A 26898-nucleotide genomic window follows, 5' to 3' on the forward strand; every position below is an offset into this window, starting at 1 on the left:
GCATGACCACACACAAAGTCTTGTGGCTGGAAGGCATGTTGTTGCGCCCGCAGCACTTTCAGCACAACGATCGTTATTACGATCAACAAATGAAAACCCGCACCCGATTATTAGGGCGTTACACCTGGGGGTTCTTGAGCCTGGAGGTCGACGAGCAGTTTCTCAGCATGGGTAAGCTGGTCGTTAGCCAGGCGTCAGGCGTGCTGCCCGATGGCAGCTTGTTCGACCTGGGTGGCAGCAGCGAACTTCTGGCTCTGGATGTGCCGCCTAATACGGGCAAAACGGCCGTTTATCTGGCACTGCCGCTGGTCACCGGCAATCACATCGAGGCGCGCCGCAAGGATCAGGTGGACGTACTGGCGCGTTATGTCGCTTATGAAACCGAAGTCAGTGACTCCAACGCTGGCGAAAACGCCAACAGTCAGGTCAGTTGCGCCCGTCCCGACTTTCGCTTGCTGCTGGGTGAGCAGCAAAGCGATCAGGCCTGCGTCAAATTGCAACTGTGCCGAATTTTAGGCACCAACAGCGACGGCGCTATCAGCCTTGACGCGCAATTCGTACCGACTTTTATCCACAGCCATGCGTCGAGTTACGTACTGTCTTGTTTGAAAGAAGTCATCGGCATGCTGAGCCTGCGGGGTGACACGCTGGCAGCGCGTATTCGCTCGAATGGCAAGGTCGGCGGGGCTGAAGTCGGTGACTTCATGATGCTGCAACTGATCAACCGCACGGAGTTGGTGCTGCAGCATTATCTGGCTCTGGAGCAACTGCACCCCGAAGAGTTGTATTGCGCACTGCTGGCGATGCTGGGTGAGTTGGCCACCTTTGCCAGTGACAGCAAGCGACCGCAACTCGACACTCACTACCAGCACAGCAATCAGGGCGAAAGCTTTCGCGAGTTGATGGAAGCCATTCGCCTAGTGCTGTCGATGGTACTGGAGCAGCATGCCAACGAGCTGAAACTGGAAGCACGTCAATACGGCATTCTCGTCTCGCAGATGAGCGATCACAACGCCCTCGCGCTCACCACCTACGTGCTGGTGGCAAAAGCCAATTGCGACAGCGAAGAACTGCGCCACCGCTTGCCGGCGCACCTCAAAGTGGGGCCGGTCGAAGGCATCCGTCAGTTGGTCAACCTGCACCTGCCAGGCTTCAAGATAAAACCCTTGGCGGTGGCTCCCCGGCAAATCCCGTTTAACGCCGCCAAAACTTACTTCAGCCTCGACCTCAGCCCCGATGACGTGACGCAGATGGAGCGCTCCGGTGGTTTTGCGTTCCATGTGTCGGGCGAGTTTTCAGAACTTGAACTGCAATTCTGGTCCATCAGGAATTAATCGCCATGAGCCAAGACACTCCCATGGAAGATGACAAAACCACGCTTGCGACCAAACAACAGCCCGGCGCGGGCACGCGGGCCACGCAGCCGGTAGTGATCAAGGGGCCAGTGCTGACGGATCAATCGCCACCACCGTCCATTGAAAAGCTCGAAGACCGAATGATTTTTTCTGCCCGATTGCAGGCTGCGGGCAACTTCAATGTAAGCCTCAATCCGCTGGTGGCCGCGGCCAGTGGCCTGTTGTCTTGCGTGGTCGGCCTTAAGCACAGCGAAGTGGCCCCCGGCATCCCGGAGCTGCGTGAACAGCTTATTAATGACCTCAACGCCTTTGTACAAGAGGCCCTCTACAACGGTGTTGACTACGACCTGGCCATGAAAGCCAGGTACGTGATGAGCACGGTGCTCGATGAAACAGTCGTTACCACCCCGTGGGGTTATGAAAGCGAATGGTCGCAGCACACCCTGCTCAGCAGCCTGCACAACGAAACCTTTGGCGGTGAAAAGGTCTTCCACGTACTCGAGCAACTGTGCCGTAACCCTGTCGCCAACCTCTCGCTGCTGGAGCTGATCTACCTGTGCCTGTCCCTGGGATTTCAGGGCAAATACCGGGTGGTCAATCGAGGCACCGCCGAGCTCGACTCCATTCGCGATGCCCTGTACCGACAAATCCGTCACTTGCGCGGCGATGTGCCCCGCGAGCTCTCGCCCCATTGGCAAGGCCTCACCGACCAACGTCACCGGTTTATCCGCAGTGTGCCGGGCTGGGTGCTGGGCACTCTCACGGCGGGATGCCTGGTGGTGATGTTCTCAGGCTTTGCCTGGGTGCTGGGTGAGCAACGCGAAGCGGTGTTGCGACCGTATCAGCAGCTCGACTCTTCGGTTGTTCAGCCGCAGTCGTAAAAGGGATATGTGATGAAAAACAGTTTGAAAAAAGTAGCTGCCTTTGTGCGTCAAACCTGGGTCTGGACGCTGGCGCTGCTGCTGACTCTTGCGCTGCTGGTGTGGTGGGTCGGCCCGCTCCTGGCGGTCAACGACTATAAATTCTGGGCCGATGCCAGTGCCCGGTTACTGAGCATCAGTGCGCTGTGTCTGCTATGGGGCCTGATGATGGTCTTTGTCAGCTGGCGCGCGGGGATCCGCAAAAAAGAGCGTGAAGACAGTGAAGTGGGTAAAGCCCGTGAGCTTAAAGACGCGCAGCTGGAGACCTCGCAGAAAGTACTGCGGCAACGTTTCAAAGAGGCCCTGCGCACGCTCACGACCTCCAGCGTGTACCGCGGGCGCAGTGAGCGCTGGCGCGATGAGCTGCCCTGGTACTTGGTGATCGGTCCGACGGGCAGCGGTAAAACCAGCTTGCTGGACTTCTCGGGCCTGGAGTTTCCGCTGAACAAGATTGACCGCCAAATCACTCGCAACATGAACGGCACCACGCATTGTGACTGGTACTTTGGCGAGCATGGCGTGCTGATAGACACTGCCGGGCGCTATCTGGAGCACGGCGACCCTGACATTGACGCCAGCAACTGGCGCACCTTGCTGGAGTTGTTGCGTAGCCGCCGACGCGCGCGGCCGTTGAATGGTGTGTTGGTCACTGTGCCGGTCGAGTACTTGTTTGCGGTCAATGAAACGACCATGTCAGGGCTGGGCGATGTGGTGCGCAACCGCCTCCAGGAGATTCATCAAATCCTGCATATTGATGTGCCGGTGTATCTGGTACTGAGCAAGGCCGACAGCTTGATCGGCTTCAGCGAGTTTTTTGATCAGATGACCCGCGAAGAAAGTGATCAGGTCTTCGGTGCCAGTTTTGGCAAAGACCAGAGCGGCTCCGATGTCTCACTGTTGCGCACCGAGTTTGACGCGCTGTTGGGGCGCCTGACGGGTCAGGTCATCTCGCGTATGCATCAGGAGCGCGACACCCAGCGTCGAGCGCGCATTCTCGATTTCCCTCATCAGCTGGGGGCCATTGGCGAGCGCCTGTGTGTGTTTGTCGACACTGCTTTTACCGGTAATCGTTATCAACGCGCCAGCCCGTTGCGTGGCTTCTACCTCACCAGCGCCCCCCATGTAAAACGAGAGGCGCAACCTGAAACCACGAAGCTGGGCGAGTCTTTAGAGATGAAGGCACACGCCTTGCCGGTGCTGCACAGCGGTCGTTCGCACTTTATCCACCACCTGCTGAGCCGAGTGATTTTTCCGGAAGCCCAATTGGCCAGTCTGGACAAGCGTGAGCGCCGACGTATTCATTGGAAGCAGCGCGCACTGTACGCAGGTGCCTTGTCCGTGCTCGGGGTGATGGGACTGGTGTGGGCGCAGAGCTTTGCGGCCAACCATGAACGTCTGGATAAACTGCGCGAGCTGGCTGAGCAACTGAACAAACAACGTTCGTTGCTGAGCCCGCGTGATGACAGTGCCGCGGTGCTGAGCACGCTCGACACCCAATTCGCGGCCTCGCAGGTATTCCCCTCAACACGGGATGTGGGCGTGTTTGAACGCACCGGCTTGTACCAGGGCGGCGCCAGCAACCCTTTGCTTGAACAGGCCTATCAACAGCAACTGCAAGCCCAGTTATTGCCGCGGATCGCTCAACAGCTGGAAAGCCAGATCCGCGCTAATTTAGGAGATCGAACACGGTTGCTGAACAGCCTGCGCGCCTACTTGATGTTGGGTGAGTCTGACCGTCGCGACAACGCCTGGCTCAAGACCTGGGTGGCCACTGACTGGTCCGCCCGCTACCCCGGCAACACGTCTGTGCAAAACGGTTTAAGTCAGCACTTCGATCGCCTGCTTGCGCTGCCATTCAACTACCCGCTCAATCAGCCACTGATTGCCAAGGCCCGTCAGGTGCTGCGCAGCGAATCACTGGCCTCGGTCGTTTACCGCATGCTGCGCGAGCAGGCACACGGGCTGGCGCCCTACCGTTTCGATCAGCACCTTGGCCCGCAAAGCCAGGTGTTCAGTGGCGCCGACTACGTGATTCCGGGGTTTTACACTCAGCAAGGCTATCAACAGTATTTCTCGGTTCAGGGGGCCACCCTTGTCAGCGACATCCTGCGTGACAACTGGGTGCTGGGCGAGGGCAATACCCTCAGCCCCATGGACATGCGCAAGCTGATGGTCGAGCTGGAGCAATTGTACTTCCGCGACTACGCCACCCAGTGGGGCGAAGCCATCGGGCAACTGACCTTGCAGCCGTTCACGGCGGCGAGTGAAGGCGCCGATCAGCTAGCTGCGCTGACCTCCGCCAATTCGGCCATCGTGCAATTACTGATCGAAGTGCGTGAAAACACCCGCTTCCCAAGCTTTATTGATGAGCTACCGGTACCCGCCAAGGGCGACGAAAAGGGCGCTGCTAAAAAACTCGGCGCACTGGCTGGCGCCGCAACCGCGACTGTGGGCAAAGCGGCAGATGCCTTGGCGGTCAAGCTGCCGGATAACGCCAAGCAAGCCCTGCAACGACGCTTCGAACCGCTGCACCGTTTGCTCGACGACAACAATGCACCGACTGCCACCCTCACGGCAGCCCTGCAAGGGCTCAACGACGTGCAGCAACAACTGGCCAGTCTGGCCCGCGCGAGCGCACCCGACCAGGCGGCCTTTGACATGGCCAAATTACGCATGGGCGGTCAACGCGACGCCCTCAGTCATTTGCGTCAGGCCGCGCAGCAACTGCCGCGTCCGCTCAGCGGCTGGTTCGAGGGTGTCGCTGAAGACACCTGGAGCCTGGAACTGGACAACGCCTACCACTTCATCAACCAGCGCTATCAGCGTGAGCTGTACAGTTTTTACGACCGTGCAATCAAACAGCGCTATCCCTTCAGCGCCCACAGCAGCAGCGATGTGGCCCTGAATGACTTTCGCGAGTTCTTTCGTGCCCAAGGGCTTAGCGAGCGCTTTTTTGACAGCTACATGCGCCCGTTCGTCAGCGGTGAGGCGGGTAACTACCGGCTGCGCAGCATTGATGGGCGGAGTTTGCCTGTGTCCAAGGCTTACTTTGATCAAATGTCCGCAGCGCAAGTCATACGTCAGGGCTTCTTCGCCCAGAATCCGGCAGAACCCCTCGTTCAATTCACCCTTGAGCCTTACAGCCTTGACCCCGGCGTCAGCCGCGCGGAGCTGCGTTTTGGCAACCAGTCGCTGGACTACCGCCATGGGCCGATAGTCCCCGTCACCTTGCAATGGCCCACTGAGGCTGAGAACGGGCGCACCAGCCTGGTTCTGGAAAAAATGTCCGGCCGCCCGGTCGGCATCGAAAAAAGCACCGGGCCGTGGTCGTTGTTTCGCTTGCTGGACCTGATGAGCGTTGAGTACCTCAGCGGTCGCGATGTGATGGTGCTCAAAGCGGACGTGGGCGGTATGCGGGCCAACTATCTGTTAATGAGTCAACGCACGCCTAACCCGTTTGACCTGAACGTGTTGCGCAGTTTTCGCCTGCCCGAGCAACTGTAATGGGCGAAAACGCGCAATGGCGCAGCGCGGCAGGTACGGACCCTGGCAAGGTGCGTACCCGTAATGAAGATGCCACCCTCGATTGCCCGCACCTTGGGTTATGGGCGGTGGCGGATGGCATGGGCGGTCATCGGGCGGGCGACATTGCCAGCCAGATGATCGTCAACAGCCTGTCCGAACTGAACCAGCCGCAGACCTTTGATCAACGGCTACTGGCCGTGCGCAAATGCCTGCACTGGCTTAACCGCCGTTTTAGTCAGGAACTGACCGTCAGCGATCAGCACACCGACAACATCATGGGCAGCACCGTGGTTGCCTTGTTGCTCGAAGGCAACCGCGCCGCCTGTGTCTGGGCGGGTGACAGCCGCTGTTACCTATGGCGTCGCCAACAGCTGTACACCTTGTCGCGCGACCATTCATTGCAGCAGCAATTGATGGACGAACAGCACATGACCCAGGAACAAGCGCTGGCCCAGCCGGGTTCCCGGGCTTTGACCCGGGCAATTGGTGCGTGCGAGCCACTGCGCTTGGGCGTGCTGGAACTGGAAGTGCAGCCCAACGATGTGTTTTTGCTGTGCAGCGATGGTCTCTATCAAGAGTTGAGTCATCGCGAAATGGGCAACGCACTCAGCCTCATTTCACCCCGTGCGGCGTTGGCGCGATTGTTCGACAGCGCATTGAGTGGTGCGGCGCGTGACAACGTGAGTGCCGTGGTGATTCGTCAATGACAGCGCCATTGCCCGAGGTATTGAGCGGGCGCTATCGGATTGAACGGTTATTGGGCGCAGGCGGCATGAGCACGGTCTACCGTGCCCGGGACCTGCTGCATGAACAGTTCGCGGATCCACAGCCCTGCGTGGCCTTGAAAATCCTCAGTGACGACCTCAGCCAATCCCCCGACGCCAGTGCTGTGCTGTTCAACGAATACGCGCTGATCCGCCACTTGCGTCACCCCAATATCCTGCGCATGTACAGCTTCAATGTAGACACCGCACACCAGCGGGTCTTCATCGTCATGGAGCTGTTACACGGCTCTACACTGGACCGTTTGCTCTGTGAGCGGCCTCTGGGGTTGCCTTGGCAGGAGCTGCGCGAAATCGCCTTGCCACTGCTTGAAGCACTGGCTCATAGCCACGCGTTGGGCATCCTTCATGGCGACATAAAACCCAGCAACATTCTGCTCAGCGAAGAGGGCGTGCGCCTGTTTGATTTCGGCCTTGGGCAGGCTGAAGCGGGGCGACTGGACGGCTTGGCGGCGATCAGTCGCCAGCGCATGAATGCCTGGACACCCGGCTACGCCGCGCCGGAAATCCTCGAAGGCGCCGCGCTGACCCGCACAGCAGACGTGTACGCAATGGGTTGCGTCATCTACGAACTGGCGAGTGGCAAACACCCGTTTAACCGCCTGCTATCGACCCAAGCCCGCGACCATCGGCCAGCGCTGCCCCTCAAAAAACCCAAATGCCTGCCAGCCCACGTGTGGCGTGCGGTGCGTAAAGCCCTACGCTTTGAGCCGGCTAAACGCACCGTCAGTGTTGCCCAATTGCGCGATGCCGTGGCTGCCCGCCGCACCCTCTGGCCGTGGCCCGGATAAAGCAAACGAATCTGACCAAGTCTGGCAATCATGTAGCCTTAGGGCTTCATTAAGAGCAGATTTAAGACTGATTGATGCTTGAGGGCTACAAATGAGCACCTTGTTTGATGTAGCTGAAAGGTTGAAAGAGGCTCGTGTCGAGTCACGCTTGCTGGCGCCACCGAAACGCTGAACAGATGCTGCGATAGAGAACAATAACGCGCCTGCTTGCACTCAGGCGCGTGCTGCTTAGTGCGTCGCCAAACCGTCCAGCGACTTGTCGACATACGCCTTGGCCAGCTCCACCAAGTGCACAACCGACAACACCAGATCGCGCGGCAACCCGCTCAAACCATTCCCCGCCTCACACGCAGAAGCACCCGCGCAGCGCAACAAGTCTGACGCTTGGGCCAAAGCCGCTTCTAAATTGACACTGTCCGGGATGGCATACCTAACCGTGCTTACCGGTCGTGGAGGTCTGTGGTCGAGCAAGTAATAATCGAGCGCGCGATCGGCGGCAGCGCGGTCCAGCGACTGTGCATCGCACTGAGCAGCATCGTGCAGGGTGAAGGAGGGTGGATCAGGGGTGATTCTTTTCATGGCAACTCCTGGCTTCAAAATAAGGAGCTGGCACCTGTCGCGACTAAACGAAGGGTGGCAGCCGTACGCAGGTTAGTCGACCGGAGAAACCAGGAACCCGGCGCGCCCGAAGGCGCCCTACGCACGGCCACCATAACGCGGGGCCGAAAAAAAGCGCCTCACTTAAGGTGGCGCCTTGCGCCTAGTTTAACATCGGGCGACTAAACCCGATCGCTGATTGAGCAGCGATGGGCCGAGACTATGCCCCGAAATGAGTGAGCGCAAGCGAGCGGGATTTTCTCGGATGTTTCACGTGATTGAAAGGGAAACGTCGTACGAAATGGCTGAATTTAAAGGCGTGAAACACACCCCTCCGTAGCAGCGGACGAGTCACACGAGGCCGCGTCTGGCCGCGCAGCGGCCGCAAAACCTTCCAACGCGGAAGTTGAGTCGACTATATAAATTGTCGACCCAACGTGGCACGTACACTGCGGGCAACTGCCGGCTCAACCTTGTCATTGTCGAGAATAAAACTGCATCGACCCACAATCGAAAACTCACGGATCATATTGATTTCAAACCCGCAAAAGTTGAAGTTTAAAACCACGCACGACACCTCATCGGTTAAATGAGGCTTGAGCAACGTCATCTTGTCTTCAATCGTCTCGGCGATATCCGCCTCTATTCGCGCATAGAGATTTTTCACGACCTCATCTTCATCGGGAGGCGGCTTGCGATACGGCGGCACCCTGGTCTGATCGTGAATATAGGCCGTATGCTTAACGTCCAGTATTTCAGTGACATCGATATACACCACCCCATTGGCGGCTTCACCGGCTTCATGTTTTTGTAACTGTTCGATGGCCTTTTTCAAACGCCGGACCAGTAACTCAGGCGACTGAATGCGCTTGCATTCAATGGCCAGCGCCAAGTCGTTGACAATGATATCGGTGCGCTTCGACACGTCGATACGATGGGCCTGCGCGGCATAGCTGGAAGCAATACCCAGCTCGAACATATAGTTGCGATCCTGATCCTTGCTCGGCGTGTCATTTTCATGGCTGAAGTTAATGCCATACATGGCAGACGTTAGCGTGTTCTTGAATTGAGACGAGGCTTGCTGTTCTTTAAGTTGCTCACTGCACTTCACCACGTGATGCATTTCAGACACCGCGTGCAAAAACTCAAACATCTTCGGCCCGTACGAACCACGGACAGCGTCATAGTTTTTGATGACTTGCCGATAGTACGGAATACGCCCTTTGACCTTCAGCCCACGGCATTCCAGCCACTCACAACTCTCTTGCGCCCGCGCCAAAAAAAGCGGAAGGCACTCGGGACTGCTGTAAGGCGCTACGTTAACGAAGAAGGTTTCAATAAACATCTTATCCATGAGCGTTCAGATCTCTTGTCGCGGATAGTTTTATGACAGGCATTAAAAAGCCGGCTTGTGGCCGGCTTCTCGGGGGTGGGTCTGGTTTATTTTTGGTAAACCGTACTCACCTTCAAACTGGGAGTGGGGCGGGGCAACCTTGCGTTGCCGACCCTGCATGCGGGCTCGCGGTGAGCGAGGGGGATGCGTAAGTGCGGCAATCATACTGAGGTTGAAACGCTTTTCCCAGAAAAAAGCCCAGCCGTTGTTATTCACTCAGTGTGCAAGGCACTGCCGGGCGCCGGGTGTTTAAGGTCGACCACCAAAATACCCAGCCCAGAATGCGTATGTGTTGTTGCTCTATTTGTAACTCACTGAAGACTTCGTCCGGGTATTCGCCCGGGTTGTGGCTGCGCAGGCGCAGGCCGCTGTTGGGCAGCCGGTAGGCGTATTTGATGCGCAACATGCCGTCCTGTTCGAGGGCGTAGATTTCGCCGTCGACGATGTGGGTCAGGCTGCGGTCAATGGCGACCGTGGAGCCGTCTTGTATCAGGCAGGCCATGCTGTTGCCGATCATGGGCGCGCAGATGGCCTGTTCCGGGTTGACGTCCATGGCGTGCAGACAGGCCAGGCTCAATCGCACGTGATGATCGGGTATTTCAACCACGCGGGTTTTGCCCGAGACGTTGGGGCTAAGGACTTCGTTGTAGAAAGGGACGGCGATGTCGCTGGCCGTAAAGTCGGCAGCGTGGGTGCCAGCTATGGCCGTTTTGGGGACGTTAGGGGTCAAACCAGGGATTGAGGGGTGTTTGACGCCTTCCCCCGTACGTAACCAGCGGCTGTTGACGCACAGCAGTTCGGCAATTTCGTCCAGACGGGCCATAGGTATACCGCGTTTGAACCAGTTGTTGACGTGCTGCGGCGTAACGCGGCGGTTGGCGGCGAAGTCCGAAGCGGATAAATGGCACTCCCGCAGGAGTGTCTTGAGGCGATCACCGGATGTATTCATGAATAGGGAGTTTACGGGCAACCCCTGGCTGTTTAAATAAACCAAGCGTTCAATAAAACAGGATTTTAATCGGAAAATTCTCAGTGTTTTGAGGCTGATTCCGTGATGTTTTAAGCAACGTCCTACTTTCCCAGTGGTGGAACGTTAAACTCCATGAACAGAGCGTTTGGTGGCGATCCTTCAGGCATAAAAAAACCTCGGCGAGCCGAGGTTTTTTTTAGATGAGAGAGGCACGCTGACAGCGCGTCCCGCCCGTCATTTAGCCTTTGTAGGCTGCAACCGATTTGGTGATCTCGGCGCGGGCAGCTTCTGCGTCGCCCCACCCTTCGATTTTCACCCATTTGCCTTTTTCGAGATCTTTGTAGTTCTCGAAGAAGTGCTGGATTTGTTGAATCAGCAGCGGTGGCAAGTCGGTGTACTCTTTCACGTCCACGTACAGCTGGGACAGCTTGTCGTGAGGCACTGCAACGACTTTGGCATCGCCACCGCCGTCGTCGGTCATGTGCAGAATGCCAACCGGGCGTGCACGGATAACCGAACCTGGAGCTACCGGGTAAGGGGTCACAACCAGCACGTCGAGGGGGTCACCGTCGTCAGCCAGGGTGTTAGGGATAAAGCCGTAGTTGGCCGGGTAGAACATTGGGGTCGCCATGAAGCGGTCAACGAACAGGCAATCGCTGTCTTTGTCGATTTCATATTTGATCGGCGCGTGGTTGGCCGGAATCTCGATGGCGACGTAGATGTCATTCGGCAGGTCTTTGCCAGCCGGAATCTTGCTGTAGCTCATTGGGCGGTGCCCCCGTGTATAGGCGAATTTACTTGGCCAATTTGACCAAAAAGTGGCGGCGATTATAGGCGTATTCGTATAACGCCGTCACGTGTGGCCGTGTACGGGCTGCGCACGGTATTCGGGGTGTTCGCTTTGCAGCGTAAGCAGGCGAGCCAGCGGGTCCTGGCGATAAAACAGGCCGAGCTGTTGATAGACCTGCGGGTAGGCGCTTTGCAGCAGGTCGGGCGCGCTGAAGAAGTATTCGCTGATAACGGCAAAGAACTCAGCGGGGTTTTCAGCCGCATAGGGGTCTATGGGCGCGTGATCCGGGTGATGATCGAGGGTGTGATTGAGGTGGTCGTAGGCTTGTTGCATGGCGTGCGTCCAGTCGCTGACGACCATGTGGCTGTGCAGGGGTGGCATGCCGTTCGCCGCACCGTTCAGCATGTCGAGCTTGTGCGCCAGTTCGTGAATCACCAAGTTGTAACCTTCCCATCCACCGCTGGCGAGTACGCCGGGCCACGCCAGTACGACGGGGCCGTGTTGCCAGGCTTCGCCGCTGTGATGGCCTTCCCATTCGTGTTCCACGCCACTTGAATCGCGATGGCGTTGGGGGCTGATGAAGTCATCGGGGTACAAGACGATTTCGTGAAATCCCTGATACCAGTCCAGATCGCCGAGGTTCAGCAGCGGCAGTTGTGCCTGCGCGGCCAGCAACAGCCGGCCTTCTTTGGTGAGGTCTACACCCGGCATGGGTGTCAGGGCTTTTTCTTGCAGGAACAACACGCTGCGCTCGCGCAGCCATTGGTCCTGCTCGTCATTCAGGCCGTCGAGAATGCTCAGGTGCTGGCGAACGTTGTGCCACACATCCGGCGCTACCGGGTGTTGCGCCAGAATTCGCTGGCGCCGCCATTCGTGCAAAGACCACATCAGGGGCGCCTCGATCAGGCTTTGGCTTTAACAGGCGTACGACCCATGCGGCTGCGCACGACACCAATAATCATCGGCACCAGCGACAGCAGGATGATGCCGACCACCAGCAAGGACAGGTTGGTCTTGATGAACGGTACGTTGCCGAAGAAGTAACCCAGCGTGACCAGACCGCCCACCCACAGAATGGTGCCGATGACGCTGAACATCAGGAAGCGCGGATAGAACATGTGCGCGACGCCAGCAACGAAAGGCGCGAAGGTGCGGAAGATCGGCAGGAAGCGCGCCATGGTCACGGTTTTGCCACCATGCCGTTCGTAGAAGTCGTGGGTTTTTTCCAGGTAGTCGCGGCGGAAAATTTTCGAGTTGGGATTGCTGAACAAGCGTTCGCCTGCCGTTCGTCCGATGACGTAATTGGTGCTGTCGCCCAATATCGCCGCCACCATCAACAAGCCCCCCAGCAATACTGGGTCCATGCCACCGCCAGCCGCGACCGCGCCAGCAATAAAGAGCAGCGAATCACCCGGCAAAAACGGCATGACCACCAAACCGGTTTCGCAAAAGATCACCAGAAACAGGATGGCGTAGATCCACGGCCCGTAATTGTTTACCAGCAAATCGAGGTACACATCGAGGTGCAAGATAATGTCGAGCGGGTTGAAATCCATGTGAAGCACCTGTGTTGATGACCCGACTCAGCAGGCCTGTGCGGGGGGAGAGGGTATTTAACTACAAGCCAAGTAGTAATTTCGTACAATTTTGACGAGTTGGATTATACGGGCTGATGCGAATTCTGCTGATCGAGTTTGTAGCGAAGCGTGTATTTGGCATGAAAGTCTCGTAGATATTTTGTTGCAGGTTGAACGGGGAGCGCAAAGCCCCGTAGCAGCTGACGAGTAGTGCGAGGCTGCGTTCGACGATGCAATCGTCGCAAGTTATTTGAGCGCGATGTATCTGATATCACCCGGCTGAATGATTTACGACGGCTTCGCCGTCGGACGTAGCCTCGCACTACTCGTCAACTGCTACAGAGCGTTAGCTCGCTTTGTAGTCTGCGCCCTTTAGCAAAAAGTTTTCGCGAGGGGCTTCGGTTTCGAGGGTGTTCAGTTGCGCTTCATCTTTCAAGTTAACCCCCGACAGTTGCCGACGGCAGGCTTCATTCATCAAGTACGCCAACCGATGAGCGGCCATGCTGTAGCTCAACCCTTCAAGCCGGACGTTGGAGATGCAGTTACGGTAGGCATCGGTCAGTCCGACCTTGGGCGCGTAGGTGAAATACAGCCCCAGGCTGTCCGGTGAGCTCAGACCGGGACGCTCGCCAATCAACATCACCACCATACGGGCGCCCAACAGCTCGCCAATCTCATCCCCCACCGCCACTCGGCCCTGTTGCACCAGAATCACCGGCGACTGGCGCCATGCCGCTTGGGCGATATGTGCTTGCATGCGGTTCAAAAAAGGCAGGGTGTGGCGATGAACAGCCAGCGCCGACAAACCATCTGCCACCACGATGGCCAGGTCGATGCCACCGGGATTGGCTTGTGCGTAATCTCGTAGTTGTTGCGCCGAGCCATCATCGAGCTTGCGCCCCAGGTCGGGACGTTGCAGGTAGCTGTTACGGTCCGGGGCGGCACTGTGAAGCAGCAGTGTATTTTGCCCGCGCTCGGCCAGTTGTTCGCTGAGGCCTGCATGATCAAAGGGTAGATGCACGGCGTCCCGCGCTTGCGCATGGGCGTATTGAAAATCCAGCTGGGCATGGGTGGGCAAGCTGGTGCCCGTGCGGCCCAGCGCAATCCTGGCTGGGGTCAAGCGACGCAGTTCAAGCCACGGGTTAAGAGGTTGAGTCATGCTTGTCGCCCTCCCAAATGAGCCAGCGCCTGACGAAATGCAGGCGGCAGCTGATGACCAAACTCAATCCGGCCATCGGTCTGGGTAAATATTCCGACCTTGCTCAGCCATTGCTCGAACTCAGGGGCAGGCTTCAGTCCCAAGGTTTTACGCGCATAAAGGGCGTCATGGAACGAGGTGGTCTGATAGTTGAGCATGATGTCGTCTGACCCCGGAATGCCCATGATGAAGTTGATCCCGGCCACACCCAACAGCGTGAGCAGGGTGTCCATGTCGTCCTGATCGGCTTCGGCGTGGTTGGTGTAACAGATGTCGCAGCCCATCGGTACGCCCAGCAACTTGCCGCAGAAGTGATCCTCAAGCCCGGCGCGGATGATTTGCTTACCGTTGTACAAATACTCGGGGCCGATAAACCCCACCACGGTGTTGACCAAAAACGGCTTGAAGTGCCGCGCGACGGCGTAAGCGCGGGTTTCGCAGGTCTGTTGGTCAACGCCAAAATGCGCGTTGGCCGACAATGCGCTGCCTTGGCCCGTTTCGAAATACATCAGGTTGTTGCCCACTGTGCCGCGATTGAGGCTCAATCCGGCTTCGTAGCCTTCCTGCAATACATTCAGATTGATGCCGAAACTGGCATTCGCAGCTTCGGTGCCAGCAATCGACTGAAAGACCAAATCCAGTGGTACGCCTCGGTTGATCGCTTCAATTGAAGTGGTGACATGGGTCAATACACACGATTGGGTGGGAATCTCGTAACGCTGAATGATGGCGTCGAGCATGTTCAGCAAGTCGCAGATGGAGGCGATGCTATCAGTGGCCGGGTTGATGCCGATCATGGCGTCGCCGTTGCCGTACAACAGGCCATCGAGGATGCTGGCCGCGATACCGGCCGGGTCGTCGGTCGGATGATTGGGTTGCAGGCGCGTCGAAAGCCGCCCGCGCTGGCCCATAGTGCCGCGAAACCGGGTGATGACGCGGATCTTCTGTGCCACCAGCACCAAGTCCTGCACGCGCATGATCTTCGAGACGGCGGCGGCCATTTCCGGGGTCAGGCCGGGCGCCAATGCCCGCAGGCTGTGTTCATCGGCGGCGTCGCTGAGCAGCCAGTCGCGAAAACCTCCGACAGTCAGATGGCTCACCGGTGCAAAGGCGAGCCGGTCATGGCTGTCGAGAATGAGTCGGGTGACTTCGTCGGTTTCGTAGGGGATCAGTGCTTCTTGCAGGAAATAGGCGAGGGGAGTGTCAGCCAGTGCCATTTGTGCAGCGACGCGTTCACCGTCGTTCTGCGCGGCCACGCCGGCGAGAAAGTCCCCTGAACGGGCCGGACTGGCTTTGGCCATCAGGTCTTTGAGGCTATCAAAACGGTAAGTCTGAGTGCCGACCGCGTGAGAAAAAGTTGCCATTCAAGTGCTCCTTAACGTCAGGCGCTATGCGCCTGACGTGACGCTCAGCGGTTAGTGCAGGGCTTTTTCGGCCTGTTGAATGGCCGCGAATTCCTCTTCCGGCGTACCGGCCACCAAGTGATGTCGACTGTAGAACGCGAAGTACGCAATTAATACGCCATAGATCACCGCCGCGCCAATCACCACACGCGGGTCCACCAGAAAACCGGCGACAACCGCGACGCAGGCCAGCACCAAAGCGGTGCCTGAAGTGAAGATACCGCCCGGCGTACGGTACGGGCGCTCCATTTTGGGGCGACGAATACGCAGGGTGATGTGCGCAGCCATCATCAGCACGTAGGAAATCGTTGCGCCAAACACGGCCACCAGAATCAGCAAATCACCCTGACCGGTCAATGACAGGCCAAAACCGATAATGCCGGGAATGATCAAGGCCAGCACGGGTGCTTTGCTTTTGTTGGTTTGCGACAGTTTGCGCGGCAAATAGCCTGCGCGCGATAAGGCGAAGATCTGACGTGAGTAGGCGTAAATGATCGAGAAGAAGCTGGCGATCAAGCCTGCCAGGCCCACCAGATTCACAAAGCCGCCCATCCAGGTCGAGCCGCCATAGGCCTTGCTCAGGGCTTCAACCAACGGGTTGCCGGAGGCCATCAAGTGATGGGCGCCTGCACCGCCGGGCCCAATGATCAGGATCAGCAGGGCGAAGGTCACGAGCACCAGCATGGCGCCGATCAAGCCGCGGGGCAGGTCGCGCTTGGGGTTTTTAGTTTCTTCGGCGGCCAAGGGCACGCCTTCGACCGCGAGGAAAAACCAGATGGCATAGGGGATGGCGGCCCATACGCCGACATAACCGAAGGGCAGGAAGGCGCTGGCGCCCTGGGCTTCTGTCACTGGAATGTCGAGCAGGTTGGCGACGCTGAAGTGCGGCACCATCGACACCAGAAATACACCCAGAGCAATGGCGGCGACGGCGGTGATGATAAACATCAATTTGAGCGCTTCACCGACCCCGAAGATGTGGATGCCGATAAAGATGATGTAGAAGGCCAGGTAAATCATCCAGCCGCCAATGCCGAACAGCGATTCGCAATAAGCACCGATAAATACCGCGATGGCGGCGGGCGCAATGGCGTATTCAATCAGGATGGCGGTGCCGGTGAGGAAGCCGCCCCACGGCCCGAATGCACTGCGGGCAAAGCCATAGCCACCGCCCGCAGTCGGGATCATGGAGGACAGTTCGGCCAGCGAAAAGCACATGCACAGGTACATGGTGGCCATCAGCAGTGTGGCGATAAACATGCCGCCCCAGCCACCTTGGGCCAGGCCGAAGTTCCAGCCGGCGTAGTCGCCGGAGATGACATAGGCGACGCCAAGTCCCACCAGCAGGACCCAGCCGGCGGCGCCTTTTTTCAGTTCGCGTTGTTGGAAGTAGTCGGAGCCGACCTTTTCAAAGTCGACGGAAGTCGGGGCCGCTGCTGCGGCAATCGGTTCGCTAGGCATGTGCAGTCACCTGTGCTTTATCGTTTGAAAAATTTGACAGGGTGTAAAGCAAAAGATGAGCCAGAAGGCTCTGTAGCCGCTGTTTTCGGCAGCGGCTACGGGGCGATGGGTTAGAAGAAACCCAGCGGATTGATGTCGTAGCTCACCAGCAGGTTTTTGGTCTGCTGGTAGTGGTCGAGCATCATTTTGTGGGTTTCACGGCCGACACCGGATTTTTTATAACCGCCGAACGCGGCGTGGGCCGGGTAGAGGTGGTAGCAGTTGGTCCAGACACGACCCGCTTTGATGGCACGGCCCATGCGGTAGGCGCGGTTGATGTCGCGCGTCCACAGGCCTGCACCCAGACCGAACTCGGTGTCGTTGGCAATGGCCAGCGCTTCGGCTTCGTCCTTGAAAGTGGTGATGCTGACCACCGGGCCAAAGATTTCTTCCTGGAAGACCCGCATTTTATTGGTGCCTTTGAGCAGCGTCGGCTGGATGTAGTAGCCGGTGGCCAGGTCGCCTTCAAGCTTGGCTACAGCGCCGCCGGTCAGCAGTTCAGCCCCTTCGTTTTTGGCAATTTCCAGGTAGGACAGGATTTTGTCGAACTGTTGCTCGGACGCTTGAGCGCCGACCATGGTGTCAGTATCCAGCGGGTCGCCGCGCTTGATGGCTTCGACTTTGCGCATGACCACTTTCATGAAGTCGTCGTAAATGGATTCCTGAACCAGTGCCCGCGATGGGCAGGTACACACTTCGCCCTGGTTGAAGAACGCCAGCACCAGGCCCTCGGCCGCTTTTTCAATAAAGGCCGGTTCGGCTTGCATGATGTCTTCGAAGAAGATATTGGGCGACTTGCCGCCCAGTTCCACGGTCGATGGAATGATGTTTTCCGCGGCACATTTCATGATGTGCGAGCCCACCGGGGTGGAGCCGGTGAAGGCGATTTTGGCAATGCGTTTGCTAGTGGCCAACGCTTCGCCGGCTTCTTTACCGAAACCTTGTACGACGTTGAGCACGCCCGGCGGTAACAGATCGCCGATCAGTTCCATGAACACGGTGATGCTCAGCGGCGTTTGTTCGGCCGGTTTAAGCACGATGCAGTTACCGGCCGCCAGCGCCGGGGCGAGTTTCCAGGCGGCCATCAGCAGCGGGAAGTTCCACGGAATGATCTGCCCGACCACGCCCAGCGGTTCGTGGATGTGGTAAGCAACGGTGTTGCCGTCAATTTCGGCAGCACTGCCTTCTTGAGCGCGGATGCAGCCCGCGTAATAACGGAAGTGATCAGCCGCCAGCGGGACGTCGGCATTCAGGGTTTCACGCACCGCTTTGCCGTTGTCCCATGTTTCGGTGATGGCCAGCAGTTCGAGATTTTGTTCGATGCGGTCAGCAATTTTCAGCAAGACCAGAGAGCGGGCCTGCACCGAGGTCGCGCCCCAGGCATCTGCCGCTGCGTGGGCAGCATCGAGGGCTTTGTCGATGTCTTCTGCCGTGGAGCGCGGGAATTCGGCGATGGCTTTGCCGTTAACCGGCGAGGTGTTGGTGAAGTACTGGCCTTTGACCGGTGCCACGAATTCGCCGCCGATGTAGTTACCGTAATGGCTCTTGAACGAGACGATCGAGCCTTCAGTACCGGGTTGTGCGTAACGCATGGTGAGTGTCTCCTGGCTTTATTGTGCTTATGGGAGGGTGCGCAGTGGCGCTGGTCTATCCAGCAGCAAAGGCTGGGCCATAGTGCTGAGACTCAGGCGGGCCGGGGTTTGTCTGGCTTTGGGCAAGGTGATAGTTGGGGGGATTGTGCCAACGGTGACACGCTCGTTGTGACAGGGTGTGCCATAGGTGACACAGTCGACGACCGGTCAGTCAGTTCGTGATTGCAATGGTCGGGTGCCAAGAGGATGCTGGGGATTCGGTTTGGAGTGGATCTTTGCTGCCGTGGAGGAAGGTTGCCTCTGACGAGCGCGAGACCGCCGAGACAGCACGGAGAACAATAACAATGCACAGCAGCGATCTCAGCCGCCACGCGCGGCAAGTCTTTGATGTCACCCAAGGTCGCCCGTTGGGCTGTGACCCTTCTATTATTCGTTCCTGGCAACGCTGCCTGGACGACTACCACCTTGATCCTGCTCAGACCATCGCCCCGACCGTGCTTGAGCACGGCAAGATTCTGGAGGGGCGCGAGCGTTTGCAGCAGGTGCTGCAATTTGCCGGGCATGAAATGAACAGCCTGCACCAGCAACTGTCGGGGGCCGGGCATGCGGTGTTGCTGACGGATGCTCACGGGGTGATTCTGAACTGCGTCACGGCGTCGACTGAGCGCAAGGTCTTTGAGCGGGCAGGTCTGTGGCTGGGCGCTGACTGGAGTGAGGCGCGCGAGGGAACCAACGGAATCGGCACCTGCCTGATCGAGCGCCAGGCGTTGACGATTCATCAGGACGAACACTTTCGCGGGCGTCATACCGGGTTGACCTGTTCAGCGAGCCCGGTCTTCGATCCCCATGGTGAATTACTGGCAGTGCTGGATGTGTCTTCGGCCCGTCATGAGGTTTCACGCCAGAGTCAGTTCCATACCATGGCGCTGATCAATCTCTCGGCCAAGCTCATCGAAAACAGCTACTTCCAGCGCCACTACGAGCATCAGTGGCTGCTGCGTTTCAATGTCCAAGCGCAGGCGGTAGGGCTGTTCAGTGAAGGGATGTTGGCGTTCGATGGCGACGGCGTGATTGTGGCCATTAATCAAAGTGCTTTGAATTTGCTGGGCAACGGCCGCGCAGGCTTGCTCGGGCAAGACGTTGAAAGCGTATTCGACTGCCCGCGTGACGAACTGTTCTCTCGGGCCAGCGCACAGGCCAGTCAGTGCTGGCCGTTACGAACCCGCGACGGCCGCAGTCTGTTTGCCGTCGTGCGAGGACAACCGCGCAGTGTGCCGACGCCGGTCAAGGGTCATCAGTTGCCTGAAGTCGCCCCGCGCCTGAACGCTATCTGCTTGGGGGACGAGGGTCTGCAACTGCATTTTCGACGGGCGTTGCGGGTGTTCGAACGTGATGTGCCGTTGTTGGTCAATGGCGAAACGGGCTCGGGCAAAGAGGTGTTTGCCAAGGCCGTGCATCAGGCCAGTGTGCGCAGCAGCCAACCTTTTATAGCGCTCAATTGCGCGTCGATTCCCGAAAACCTGATCGAAAGTGAGCTGTTCGGTTATCGCGGCGGCAGCTTTACCGGCGCACGCAAAGAGGGGATGCCGGGCAAGCTGCAACAAGCCGATGGTGGCACGCTGTTTCTGGATGAAATTGGTGATATGCCGCTGACGCTGCAAACCCGGCTATTAAGAGTGTTGGAAGACCGCCTGGTGGTGCCTATTGGGGGGGAGCCGCTGGCGGTCAATGTGCGCATCATCAGTGCCACCCACCGCAACTTGCAGGAACATGTGGCGGCGGGCACTTTTCGTGAAGATTTGTATTACCGGTTGAATGGACTGGAAATCGGCTTGCCGGCCCTGCGGGATCGCACGGATAAAGCGCAGTTGCTGGACTTTTTGTTGGCCCGGGAAGCGGGTGAGCAGCGGATCACCCTCAGCCCTTGCGCGCGTGCTGCGTTGCTGGGCTTTGAGTGGCCGGGCAACGTGCGGCAAATGCGCACTGTGCTGCGCGCGATGGCCGCGTTGTGTGACAGCGGGGTGATTGAAGTGGATGATTTGCCGGCAGCCATTCGTCAGGTTAGGGCCGTACCTGTCCGGTTATCTGAACATCCGCTTGAAGACGCAGAAAAGGTGGCCTTGCTGGTGGCGCTGGAACAGCACCGCTGGCACATGACACAGACAGCGGAGCAGTTGGGGGTCAGTCGCAACACGCTTTACCGGAAACTGCGCAGGCATGGGATCGCGCGTTGAACCCTTGAAGCACCCTCACCCCAACCCTCTCCCAGAGGGAGAGGGGGCAGATGTGTGTGATTATGAAAATGCATGCGGTCAGTTCCCTCTCCTTTTGGGAGAGTGGGGCAGAATGGCGCTGATTATGAAGATGCATTCAGTCAGTTCCTTCTCCCTTTGGGAGAGAGGGGCCGATTGGCGCTGATTATGAAGATGCATGCGGTCAGTTCCCTCTCCCTTTGGGAGAGGGCTAGGGTGAGGGCTGCAGCATTCAACAACAATCATCAGGTGCGAAAAGAAACCTCCTACGCTACCCTTCGCCGATGTTTACGAGGTCGACTATGCACATTCATATTCTTGGTATTTGCGGCACTTTCATGGGGTCTCTGGCGGTGTTGGCCAAAGAACTGGGCCATCACGTTACCGGTTCCGACGCTAACGTCTATCCGCCAATGAGCACCCAACTGCAAGCTCAAGGCATTGAATTGACGCAGGGCTACGACCCGGCCCAGCTGGATCCCGCGCCCGATGTTGTAGTGATTGGCAATGCCCTGTCACGCGGCAATCCGGCCGTGGAGTATGTCCTGAATAAAGGCCTGCCCTACGTTTCAGGCCCGCAATGGCTGGCCGATCACGTGTTGCAAGGTCGCTGGGTGCTGGCCGTAGCGGGCACCCACGGCAAAACCACCACCAGCAGCATGCTGGCCTGGGTGCTGGAGCACGCGGGCATGGCGCCGGGCTTCTTGATTGGCGGTGTGCCGCAGAATTTTGCCGTGTCGGCCCGCTTGGGTGATACGCCGTTCTTTGTGGTGGAAGCCGACGAATACGACAGCGCCTTTTTCGACAAGCGTTCAAAGTTTGTTCACTACCGTCCACGCACTGCGATCCTGAACAATCTTGAGTTCGATCACGCCGACATCTTCCCCGATCTTCCGGCCATTGAGCGCCAATTCCATCACTTGGTGCGCACCATCCCGAGTGAAGGTCTGGTCATTCACCCGACCACCGAGCCTGCCTTGCAGCGCGTGGTTGAAATGGGTTGCTGGACGCCGGTACAAACCACAGGCGAAGGCGGCCAATGGCAAGCCCGCTTGCTCAGCGACGACGGCTCGCGGTTTGACGTGCTGTTTGAAGGCGACGTTCAAGGCACGGTTGAATGGGACATGACGGGGCAGCACAACGTGGCCAATGCTCTGGCCACGCTGGCTGCCGCCCGTCACGTAGGCGTGGTGCCGAGCCTGGCGATAGCCGGCCTTAATGCGTTCAAAAGCGTAAAACGGCGCATGGAGAAAGTCGCTGAGGTGCATGGCATTACCATTTATGACGACTTTGCCCATCACCCGACCGCTATTGCCACCACGCTGGATGGCCTGCGCAAGCATATCGGCGATGCCCCGCTGATTGCGGTGATTGAGCCACGTTCCAACTCCATGAAGCTGGGCGCGCACCGCGAGGGGTTGCCGCAAAGTGTCGTGCAAGCCGACCACGTGGTCTGGTACGCACCGGCCAACCTGGGCTGGGACCTTGCGGGCACTGTGGCTTCCAGCCCTGTGCCGACACGGGTCTGCGATTCGCTGGAGGCCATCATTGCCGAGGTCAAGGCGAAGGTCACGCCCGGTACGCATGTGGTGATCATGAGCAACGGCGGCTTTGGCGGCCTGCACGGTAAATTGGCGGACGCTCTGCGATGAGCGGGCCAGAACGTATTACGCTGGCCGTCACTGGCGCCTCGGGCATGCCGTACGCCTTGCGCCTGCTCGATTGTCTGGTGCGTGAAGACCGTGAAGTGCACTTCCTGATCTCCAAGGCCGCGCAATTGGTGATGGCCACGGAAACCGATGTGCTGTTGCCACCCAAGCCTCAGGCCATGCAAACCTTTCTGACCGAGTACACCGGCGCGGCTGCCGGGCAGATTCGGGTATACGGCAAAGAAGACTGGATGTCGCCAGTGGCCTCCGGCTCAGGCGCGCCTGCGGCGATGGTGGTCGTGCCGTGTTCAACGGGCACCTTGTCGGGGATTGCCACTGGCGCTTGCAACAACCTGATTGAACGAGCGGCCGATGTCACCCTTAAAGAGCGACGTCAGTTGATTCTGGTGCCGCGTGAGGCGCCGTATTCCAGTATCCACCTGGAAAACATGCTCAAGCTGTCAAACATGGGCGTGGTGATAATGCCTGCATCACCGGGCTTTTATCATCAGCCGCAGACCATCGATGATCTGGTGGATTTTGTTGTGGCGCGGATTCTCAATCTGCTGAACATCCCGCAAGACATGCTCCCGCGTTGGGGCGAGCACCATGTCGGCGGCGATGAATAAGGCGCTGCTGGCGCTGGCGCTGTTGATGACCTTGCATGTCGGTGGTTGCGCCAGTGTTCGTACGCTGGACGCTGCCAAACCGGGCGCCCCGGTCGTCTACTCAGGGACTCGGCTGGACCTGTATGCGTTGCAAGGTGGGTGTTGCGCACACGAGCGCTTTGGCGCTGAGGCGCCGCGTTATCCGGGTGCCGACCTGCCCGCCAGCGCGTTGCTCGACACGCTGCTGTTGCCCTTGTCAGTGCTGACGGTGCTGGGTGTCGGCGTTCAGGCATCCGGCGGGTTGTAAGCGGTGCATCTTTTGTAGTCGCTGACGAGGCATGAGCCTGCGATTGGCAGCGACTACGCGAAGTGAGGCGAAATTATTTGCCCAAGCGCCTCAATTCATCGGACTCAATAACCCGCGTACCGTCTTGTTCCTCCAGTGCCAGGCGCCACAGTGCTCGGGCGAGGTGGGAGGCCTCGATACCTTGGTACTTGCCCGGAATCAGCTTGGACAACGGTCCGGCAATTTGCTCGGCCAGTCGCGGTTCAAGGCGATCACCAATCAGTATTGAGGGGCGGGCAATGGTCAGTTGTGGCCAGCCCTGAGCACGCAGCGACTGCTCCATCTCGCCTTTGACCCGGTTATAAAACACCGACGACTCCGGGTCGGCGCCAATGGCGCTGATCACCACCAGATGCCGTGCGCCCATTTCCAGAGCGCGCTTGGCAAATGCCACCACCATGTCATGGTCAACCGCCCGGAAGGCTGCTTCAGAACCCGCTATTTTGATCGTGGTACCCAGGCAGCAAAACGCCACATCGACTTTGCCGCTCAGTTGGGGCAGGAACACGGCGGGTTCGCCGACAGGGTTTTCGAGGTGCGGATGGGGAGCCAACGGTTTGCGCGACGGGGCCAACACACGGTTGATGGTGGGCTCGTTAAGCAAACGGTCAAGCAAGTGTTCGCCGGTGAGGCCGGACGCTCCCGCCAGCAGAATGTTGGAAGGTGTCAAATGCATGGTGTATCTCCCTTGTTACATTCAGCTTAGTCAGCTCAGGGTGCTTTGCTTACTGCAACGCCTGTTTTGCTTGTTGCTGACGTAAGCGTTGCCAGTGGGTCAGAACGCCTTTTGGCGCCCATATTTGGGGCTCGGAAGCTTCGTAACCTTCAGCCTGTTCACGTTCTGCGATGCTTTGAGTGGCCAGCTTGAAGGCTTTTTGCAGGTCGTCGGTCTGGTTAAGCGCCTGAGCGAATAGCGCATTGCCGAAATAGGTGAAGTCGGCTTCTTCCGAACAACCAAATGAAACATTGTCGGCACTGGAGGCGGTCATGATCAGGGTCTTTTCATCTTTGAGGGCCGGAATGAATCCGCCTGAATAGCAGGACGAAATGACGATGATCTTGTCGCGGTTCTTTAAGGGTGCCAGTGCCGCTGCAAGTTCGTCAGCAGCCAGGTCTGCAAGTTCCATGCGTGGCTGTTCCAGCACCAATTGATGTTCGGCGGTGCCGTGGCTGGTGAGGTAGATGAACACCAAATCTTCGGGGCCTGTGCGCTCGGCCAAGGTTTTAGCCGCCCGGTGGAGATTTTCTCGGGTAGCCATTGGCCGGTCCATGAGGTGATCGCGATGGTTGATCAGGCTGATCTGGCCTCGGCTGCCAAAGCGGCTGGCGAGCATATCGTTGACGTATTCGGCTTCGCGCTTGAACACGCTTTGCTTGCCATCGCCGGCCAACACCAGGCTGTACAACTCGACGGCCGGGGTCGAGGGGGCAACGGCGTCCAGCGCTTCTTTAAGCAAGGTGCCTTGATTGAGCAGCCCCAACTCCAGCGGGTCGGGCAGTACGGTGCCTTTGGCATCGCGTACCCGCTGGCCGTTCCTCCACTCGCCGCTCAGTACGGTGCCATCACTCAAGGTCAGCGTGCCGTGGCCATGATAAGTGTCGGCGGCAAACTCACCGACATAGCTGCTGCCATCGGGCATGCTCAGGTGGCCAGGGCCGTTAAAACGCCATTCATTGAACTGGCCGCGATAATGGGAACCGTCGATTCCGATCAGTTCGCCCTGACCGGTCAGGGCGCCCTCCTTGAACTCACCGATCCAGACATCGCCGTCGGCATTTTCATAGCGACCTTTGCCATTCAACTGATTGTTTTTGAAGGCACCTTCGTACTGGTCGCCCTCTGCGCTGTTAAAAATGCCGTTGCCTTCAAGATCGCCATTCACGAACTGACCACTGAACTCATTGCCACTGGCATCGCTGCGCTTACCTTCGCCGTGGGGTTTGCCGTGGGCGAACTGGCCTTGGTATTGGCTACCGTCTTCGAGCTCAAGGTGGCCGATGCCTGAGAATTGATCGTCCTTGAATTCACCGCGATAGGTCATTTCACCCTGTTTCAGGGTGCCTTCCCCTTCGCGTCGGCCTTGCTTGAAGCCGCCGACATAGGTGCTGTCGTGGGTGGTCAGGCTGCCTTGGCCGCTATAGAGACCTTGCTCAAAACCGCCGCGATAGACGTCGCCGTTGCTGGCGTGCCATTCACCCTGGCCATGCCACAAGCCCTTATTGAATTCGCCGGCGTACCAACTGCCATTCGGGTAATCGATGCGGCCCTGGCCTTGTAGCAGCCCATTGACCACTTCGCCGCGATAACGCCCGCCATCTGGCAGGCGGGCATCGGGTGGCAACAGCGATTCTCCCTCACCGCAGGCAGTCAGCAGCAATATCAAAGCGAGGGGTGCAAGTGAGCGCATGGCAGGATCCGCAAAGTTAGGCCTGCGAGTATGCCGCAGCAACCCAAGCGGCTCTATAGGTGCGCATGAAACATGCACACTTATTAGGGGAGCCGCCGATGCCGGGTGGAGAAGGGACGTGCTTATAATGCCGGGACCAAAAATAATAATCGCTGGAGAGGTGAAATGTTGTTACGGGGTTTGACTTGGCTGGTGCTGTTTCAATTGGTTGGCACGGCCCTCAATCACTTGTTCGTCCCGATATTGCCGGGGCCGATCATCGGTCTGTTGCTGCTGTTGGTGTTCTTGATGGTGCGTGGCCAAGTGAGCGAGCCTTTAAGCCAGGCCGCCAGTGGTTTGTTACGCTATCTGCCTTTGCTGTTGGTGCCGCCCGCTGTTGGGGTCATGGTCTATGCCGCTGACATCGCGGCCGATTTTTGGGCGATTGCCGGAGCGTTGGTGCTGTCTCTACTCGTCTCAATGGCGTTTGTCGGCGTGCTGATGCAGCGCTTGCTTAAAAGGCACATTCATCCTGAGGAGCGGCCATGAACCTGCAATGGCATGACGCCTGGCAGTCGGTGATTCATCACCCCTTGTTTGGCATCGGTATTACCTTGGGTGCCTATCAATTAGTGCTGGCGACCTATGAAAAGACCCGCTGGATTTTCCTGCAACCGGTGTTGGCGTCAATGCTGTTGGTCATTGGTGTGTTGCTCAGTTGCGGTTTGAGTTATGTGGAGTACCGTAAAAGCACCGAAATTCTCAGCATTCTGTTAGGCCCGGCGACTGTGGCGCTGGCAGTGCCGCTTTATTTGAACTTGCGGCGGATTCATCAGCTGTTCTGGCCCATTTTTACTACGCTGGTAATTGGAGGCGTGGTGGCGACAGCCTCAGTGGTGCTGTTGGGGAAGTGGTTCGGAGCCGAGCACATGATGTTGATGACATTGGCACCCAAGTCGGTCACCTCTCCGATTGCCATGCTGGTTGCCGAGCAAATCGGCGGCGTTGCTGCGCTGGCTGCGGTGTTTGTGCTCATTACCGGCGTGATCGGAGCCATCTTTGGCCCCGGTCTGTTACGGCTTTTGCGGGTTCACAGCCCGGAAGCGCGCGGCATGGCGCTGGGTATGACCGCGCATGCAGTGGGCACTTCGGTGGCCTTGCAGGAAGGCGAAGAGTGCGGCGCGTTTGCGGCGCTGGCGATGAGTTTGATGGGCGTGGCAACGGCTGTGTTTTTGCCGTTGGCCGTTTCCCTTATAGCGTAGG

At 58.1% G+C, this 26898-nt stretch carries 23 protein-coding genes; 11 read left to right on the forward strand and 12 right to left on the reverse strand.

The window, feature by feature from the left end; translation table 11 throughout:
- Nucleotides 1-2: 2 nt before the first annotated feature.
- From tssK to ACI7MX_RS15385, 5 genes are read left to right on the forward strand one after another with little or no spacing between them, the layout of a single operon-like run.
- Nucleotides 3-1334 (forward strand): type VI secretion system baseplate subunit TssK, encoded by a 1332-nt coding sequence (gene tssK, locus ACI7MX_RS15365; RefSeq protein WP_405589929.1) that lies wholly within the window; start codon nucleotides 3-5, stop codon nucleotides 1332-1334.
- 5 nt (nucleotides 1335-1339) lie between these two features.
- On the forward strand, nucleotides 1340-2236 hold the full coding sequence (gene icmH / locus ACI7MX_RS15370) for a type IVB secretion system protein IcmH/DotU (protein WP_314484974.1): 897 nt from the start codon (nucleotides 1340-1342) through the stop codon (nucleotides 2234-2236).
- A gap of 12 nt (nucleotides 2237-2248) precedes the next feature.
- On the forward strand, nucleotides 2249-5779 hold the full coding sequence (gene tssM / locus ACI7MX_RS15375) for a type VI secretion system membrane subunit TssM (protein WP_405589933.1): 3531 nt from the start codon (nucleotides 2249-2251) through the stop codon (nucleotides 5777-5779).
- Entirely contained in the window at nucleotides 5779-6507 is a 729-nt protein-coding gene (locus tag ACI7MX_RS15380) for a PP2C family serine/threonine-protein phosphatase (protein WP_314484980.1), read from the forward strand. Before tssM ends, ACI7MX_RS15380 begins: the two co-directional genes overlap by 1 nt.
- Nucleotides 6504-7373, forward strand: a complete 870-nt coding sequence (locus ACI7MX_RS15385) for a serine/threonine-protein kinase (protein WP_405589936.1) — start codon at nucleotides 6504-6506, stop codon at nucleotides 7371-7373. Before ACI7MX_RS15380 ends, ACI7MX_RS15385 begins: the two co-directional genes overlap by 4 nt.
- A gap of 228 nt (nucleotides 7374-7601) precedes the next feature.
- Here the strand turns inward: ACI7MX_RS15385 and ACI7MX_RS15390 are convergent, their stop codons facing one another.
- From ACI7MX_RS15390 to ACI7MX_RS15435, 10 genes are all read right to left on the reverse strand, one after another.
- Nucleotides 7602-7952, reverse strand: coding sequence for a DUF6124 family protein (locus tag ACI7MX_RS15390; protein WP_405589939.1), 351 nt, complete (start codon nucleotides 7950-7952; stop codon nucleotides 7602-7604).
- A 433-nt stretch (nucleotides 7953-8385) separates the two neighbouring features.
- A complete protein-coding gene (locus ACI7MX_RS15395) occupies nucleotides 8386-9324 on the reverse strand; it encodes a hypothetical protein (protein WP_405589942.1) in 939 nt (312 codons plus the stop codon).
- 247 nt (nucleotides 9325-9571) lie between these two features.
- A complete protein-coding gene (locus tag ACI7MX_RS15400) occupies nucleotides 9572-10312 on the reverse strand; it encodes a helix-turn-helix transcriptional regulator (protein ID WP_405589945.1) in 741 nt (246 codons plus the stop codon).
- Between the two features lie 259 nt (nucleotides 10313-10571).
- Nucleotides 10572-11099, reverse strand: a complete 528-nt coding sequence (gene ppa / locus ACI7MX_RS15405; protein WP_016779241.1) for an inorganic diphosphatase — start codon at nucleotides 11097-11099, stop codon at nucleotides 10572-10574.
- 87 nt (nucleotides 11100-11186) lie between these two features.
- On the reverse strand, nucleotides 11187-12011 hold the full coding sequence (locus ACI7MX_RS15410; RefSeq protein WP_405589948.1) for a zinc-dependent peptidase: 825 nt from the start codon (nucleotides 12009-12011) through the stop codon (nucleotides 11187-11189).
- Nucleotides 12012-12025: 14 nt separating this feature from the next.
- Nucleotides 12026-12679 (reverse strand): DedA family protein, encoded by a 654-nt coding sequence (locus ACI7MX_RS15415; protein WP_314485015.1) that lies wholly within the window; start codon nucleotides 12677-12679, stop codon nucleotides 12026-12028.
- Between the two features lie 367 nt (nucleotides 12680-13046).
- Nucleotides 13047-13859 carry an ethanolamine ammonia-lyase subunit EutC gene (eutC, locus tag ACI7MX_RS15420; protein ID WP_405589951.1) on the reverse strand — a complete coding sequence of 271 codons (813 nt, stop codon included), beginning with the start codon at nucleotides 13857-13859 and terminating at the stop codon, nucleotides 13047-13049.
- The gene (locus ACI7MX_RS15425) at nucleotides 13856-15262 is read right to left on the reverse strand and encodes an ethanolamine ammonia-lyase subunit EutB (protein ID WP_314485020.1); all 1407 of its coding nucleotides are present in this window, start codon (nucleotides 15260-15262) and stop codon (nucleotides 13856-13858) included. Before ACI7MX_RS15425 ends, eutC begins: the two co-directional genes overlap by 4 nt.
- Before the next feature lie 51 nt (nucleotides 15263-15313).
- Nucleotides 15314-16762 (reverse strand): ethanolamine permease, encoded by a 1449-nt coding sequence (eat, locus tag ACI7MX_RS15430; RefSeq protein WP_405589954.1) that lies wholly within the window; start codon nucleotides 16760-16762, stop codon nucleotides 15314-15316.
- 110 nt (nucleotides 16763-16872) lie between these two features.
- Nucleotides 16873-18393 carry an aldehyde dehydrogenase family protein gene (locus ACI7MX_RS15435; RefSeq protein ID WP_405589957.1) on the reverse strand — a complete coding sequence of 507 codons (1521 nt, stop codon included), beginning with the start codon at nucleotides 18391-18393 and terminating at the stop codon, nucleotides 16873-16875.
- Nucleotides 18394-18737: 344 nt separating this feature from the next.
- Here ACI7MX_RS15435 and ACI7MX_RS15440 point away from each other — a divergent pair, with 344 nt between their 5' ends.
- The 4 genes from ACI7MX_RS15440 to ACI7MX_RS15455 all read left to right on the forward strand — a co-directional run bounded on the left by ACI7MX_RS15440 (nucleotide 18738) and on the right by ACI7MX_RS15455 (nucleotide 23209).
- Nucleotides 18738-20627 (forward strand): sigma-54-dependent Fis family transcriptional regulator, encoded by a 1890-nt coding sequence (locus ACI7MX_RS15440; protein ID WP_405589959.1) that lies wholly within the window; start codon nucleotides 18738-18740, stop codon nucleotides 20625-20627.
- Between the two features lie 320 nt (nucleotides 20628-20947).
- Nucleotides 20948-22297: a UDP-N-acetylmuramate:L-alanyl-gamma-D-glutamyl-meso-diaminopimelate ligase gene (gene mpl / locus ACI7MX_RS15445; protein WP_314485032.1), complete on the forward strand. Its 1350-nt coding sequence runs from the start codon at nucleotides 20948-20950 to the stop codon at nucleotides 22295-22297.
- Nucleotides 22294-22923: a flavin prenyltransferase UbiX gene (ubiX, locus tag ACI7MX_RS15450; RefSeq protein ID WP_314485034.1), complete on the forward strand. Its 630-nt coding sequence runs from the start codon at nucleotides 22294-22296 to the stop codon at nucleotides 22921-22923. The genes mpl and ubiX overlap by 4 nt, the downstream gene beginning before the upstream one ends.
- Complete coding sequence (locus ACI7MX_RS15455) at nucleotides 22916-23209, forward strand: YceK/YidQ family lipoprotein (RefSeq protein ID WP_405589963.1); 294 nt, start codon at nucleotides 22916-22918, stop codon at nucleotides 23207-23209. Before ubiX ends, ACI7MX_RS15455 begins: the two co-directional genes overlap by 8 nt.
- Nucleotides 23210-23282: 73 nt before the next feature.
- Here the strand turns inward: ACI7MX_RS15455 and ACI7MX_RS15460 are convergent, their stop codons facing one another.
- On the reverse strand, nucleotides 23283-23924 hold the full coding sequence (locus tag ACI7MX_RS15460; protein WP_314485039.1) for an oxidoreductase: 642 nt from the start codon (nucleotides 23922-23924) through the stop codon (nucleotides 23283-23285).
- A 49-nt stretch (nucleotides 23925-23973) separates the two neighbouring features.
- Nucleotides 23974-25656 (reverse strand): C13 family peptidase, encoded by a 1683-nt coding sequence (locus tag ACI7MX_RS15465; protein ID WP_405589966.1) that lies wholly within the window; start codon nucleotides 25654-25656, stop codon nucleotides 23974-23976.
- Nucleotides 25657-25821: 165 nt separating this feature from the next.
- Here ACI7MX_RS15465 and ACI7MX_RS15470 point away from each other — a divergent pair, with 165 nt between their 5' ends.
- Together ACI7MX_RS15470 and ACI7MX_RS15475 are read left to right on the forward strand one after the other, a co-directional pair.
- Nucleotides 25822-26184: a CidA/LrgA family protein gene (locus tag ACI7MX_RS15470; protein ID WP_314485045.1), complete on the forward strand. Its 363-nt coding sequence runs from the start codon at nucleotides 25822-25824 to the stop codon at nucleotides 26182-26184.
- On the forward strand, nucleotides 26181-26897 hold the full coding sequence (locus ACI7MX_RS15475) for an LrgB family protein (protein ID WP_314485048.1): 717 nt from the start codon (nucleotides 26181-26183) through the stop codon (nucleotides 26895-26897). The genes ACI7MX_RS15470 and ACI7MX_RS15475 overlap by 4 nt, the downstream gene beginning before the upstream one ends.
- Nucleotide 26898: the final 1 nt, after the last annotated feature.

This window comes from Pseudomonas sp. 2024-210 (genome assembly GCF_045062345.1).
Lineage (GTDB): Bacteria > Pseudomonadota > Gammaproteobacteria > Pseudomonadales > Pseudomonadaceae > Aquipseudomonas.

Coding starts and splice junctions, on each gene's coding strand:
- ACI7MX_RS15465 (WP_405589966.1), bottom strand. CDS start 25,656: ATGCGCTCACTTGCACCCCTCGCTTTGATATTGCTGCTGACTGCCTGC.
- ACI7MX_RS15460 (WP_314485039.1), bottom strand. CDS start 23,924: ATGCATTTGACACCTTCCAACATTCTGCTGGCGGGAGCGTCCGGCCTC.
- ACI7MX_RS15470 (WP_314485045.1), top strand. CDS start 25,822: ATGTTGTTACGGGGTTTGACTTGGCTGGTGCTGTTTCAATTGGTTGGC.
- eutC (WP_405589951.1), bottom strand. CDS start 13,859: ATGACTCAACCTCTTAACCCGTGGCTTGAACTGCGTCGCTTGACCCCA.
- eat (WP_405589954.1), bottom strand. CDS start 16,762: ATGCCTAGCGAACCGATTGCCGCAGCAGCGGCCCCGACTTCCGTCGAC.
- icmH (WP_314484974.1), top strand. CDS start 1,340: ATGAGCCAAGACACTCCCATGGAAGATGACAAAACCACGCTTGCGACC.
- tssK (WP_405589929.1), top strand. CDS start 3: ATGACCACACACAAAGTCTTGTGGCTGGAAGGCATGTTGTTGCGCCCG.
- ACI7MX_RS15435 (WP_405589957.1), bottom strand. CDS start 18,393: ATGCGTTACGCACAACCCGGTACTGAAGGCTCGATCGTCTCGTTCAAG.
- ACI7MX_RS15455 (WP_405589963.1), top strand. CDS start 22,916: ATGAATAAGGCGCTGCTGGCGCTGGCGCTGTTGATGACCTTGCATGTC.
- ppa (WP_016779241.1), bottom strand. CDS start 11,099: ATGAGCTACAGCAAGATTCCGGCTGGCAAAGACCTGCCGAATGACATC.
- ACI7MX_RS15415 (WP_314485015.1), bottom strand. CDS start 12,679: ATGGATTTCAACCCGCTCGACATTATCTTGCACCTCGATGTGTACCTC.
- tssM (WP_405589933.1), top strand. CDS start 2,249: ATGAAAAACAGTTTGAAAAAAGTAGCTGCCTTTGTGCGTCAAACCTGG.
- ACI7MX_RS15425 (WP_314485020.1), bottom strand. CDS start 15,262: ATGGCAACTTTTTCTCACGCGGTCGGCACTCAGACTTACCGTTTTGAT.
- ACI7MX_RS15440 (WP_405589959.1), top strand. CDS start 18,738: ATGCACAGCAGCGATCTCAGCCGCCACGCGCGGCAAGTCTTTGATGTC.
- ACI7MX_RS15390 (WP_405589939.1), bottom strand. CDS start 7,952: ATGAAAAGAATCACCCCTGATCCACCCTCCTTCACCCTGCACGATGCT.
- ACI7MX_RS15395 (WP_405589942.1), bottom strand. CDS start 9,324: ATGGATAAGATGTTTATTGAAACCTTCTTCGTTAACGTAGCGCCTTAC.
- ubiX (WP_314485034.1), top strand. CDS start 22,294: ATGAGCGGGCCAGAACGTATTACGCTGGCCGTCACTGGCGCCTCGGGC.
- ACI7MX_RS15475 (WP_314485048.1), top strand. CDS start 26,181: ATGAACCTGCAATGGCATGACGCCTGGCAGTCGGTGATTCATCACCCC.
- ACI7MX_RS15385 (WP_405589936.1), top strand. CDS start 6,504: ATGACAGCGCCATTGCCCGAGGTATTGAGCGGGCGCTATCGGATTGAA.
- ACI7MX_RS15380 (WP_314484980.1), top strand. CDS start 5,779: ATGGGCGAAAACGCGCAATGGCGCAGCGCGGCAGGTACGGACCCTGGC.
- mpl (WP_314485032.1), top strand. CDS start 20,948: ATGCACATTCATATTCTTGGTATTTGCGGCACTTTCATGGGGTCTCTG.
- ACI7MX_RS15410 (WP_405589948.1), bottom strand. CDS start 12,011: ATGTGGTCTTTGCACGAATGGCGGCGCCAGCGAATTCTGGCGCAACAC.
- ACI7MX_RS15400 (WP_405589945.1), bottom strand. CDS start 10,312: ATGAATACATCCGGTGATCGCCTCAAGACACTCCTGCGGGAGTGCCAT.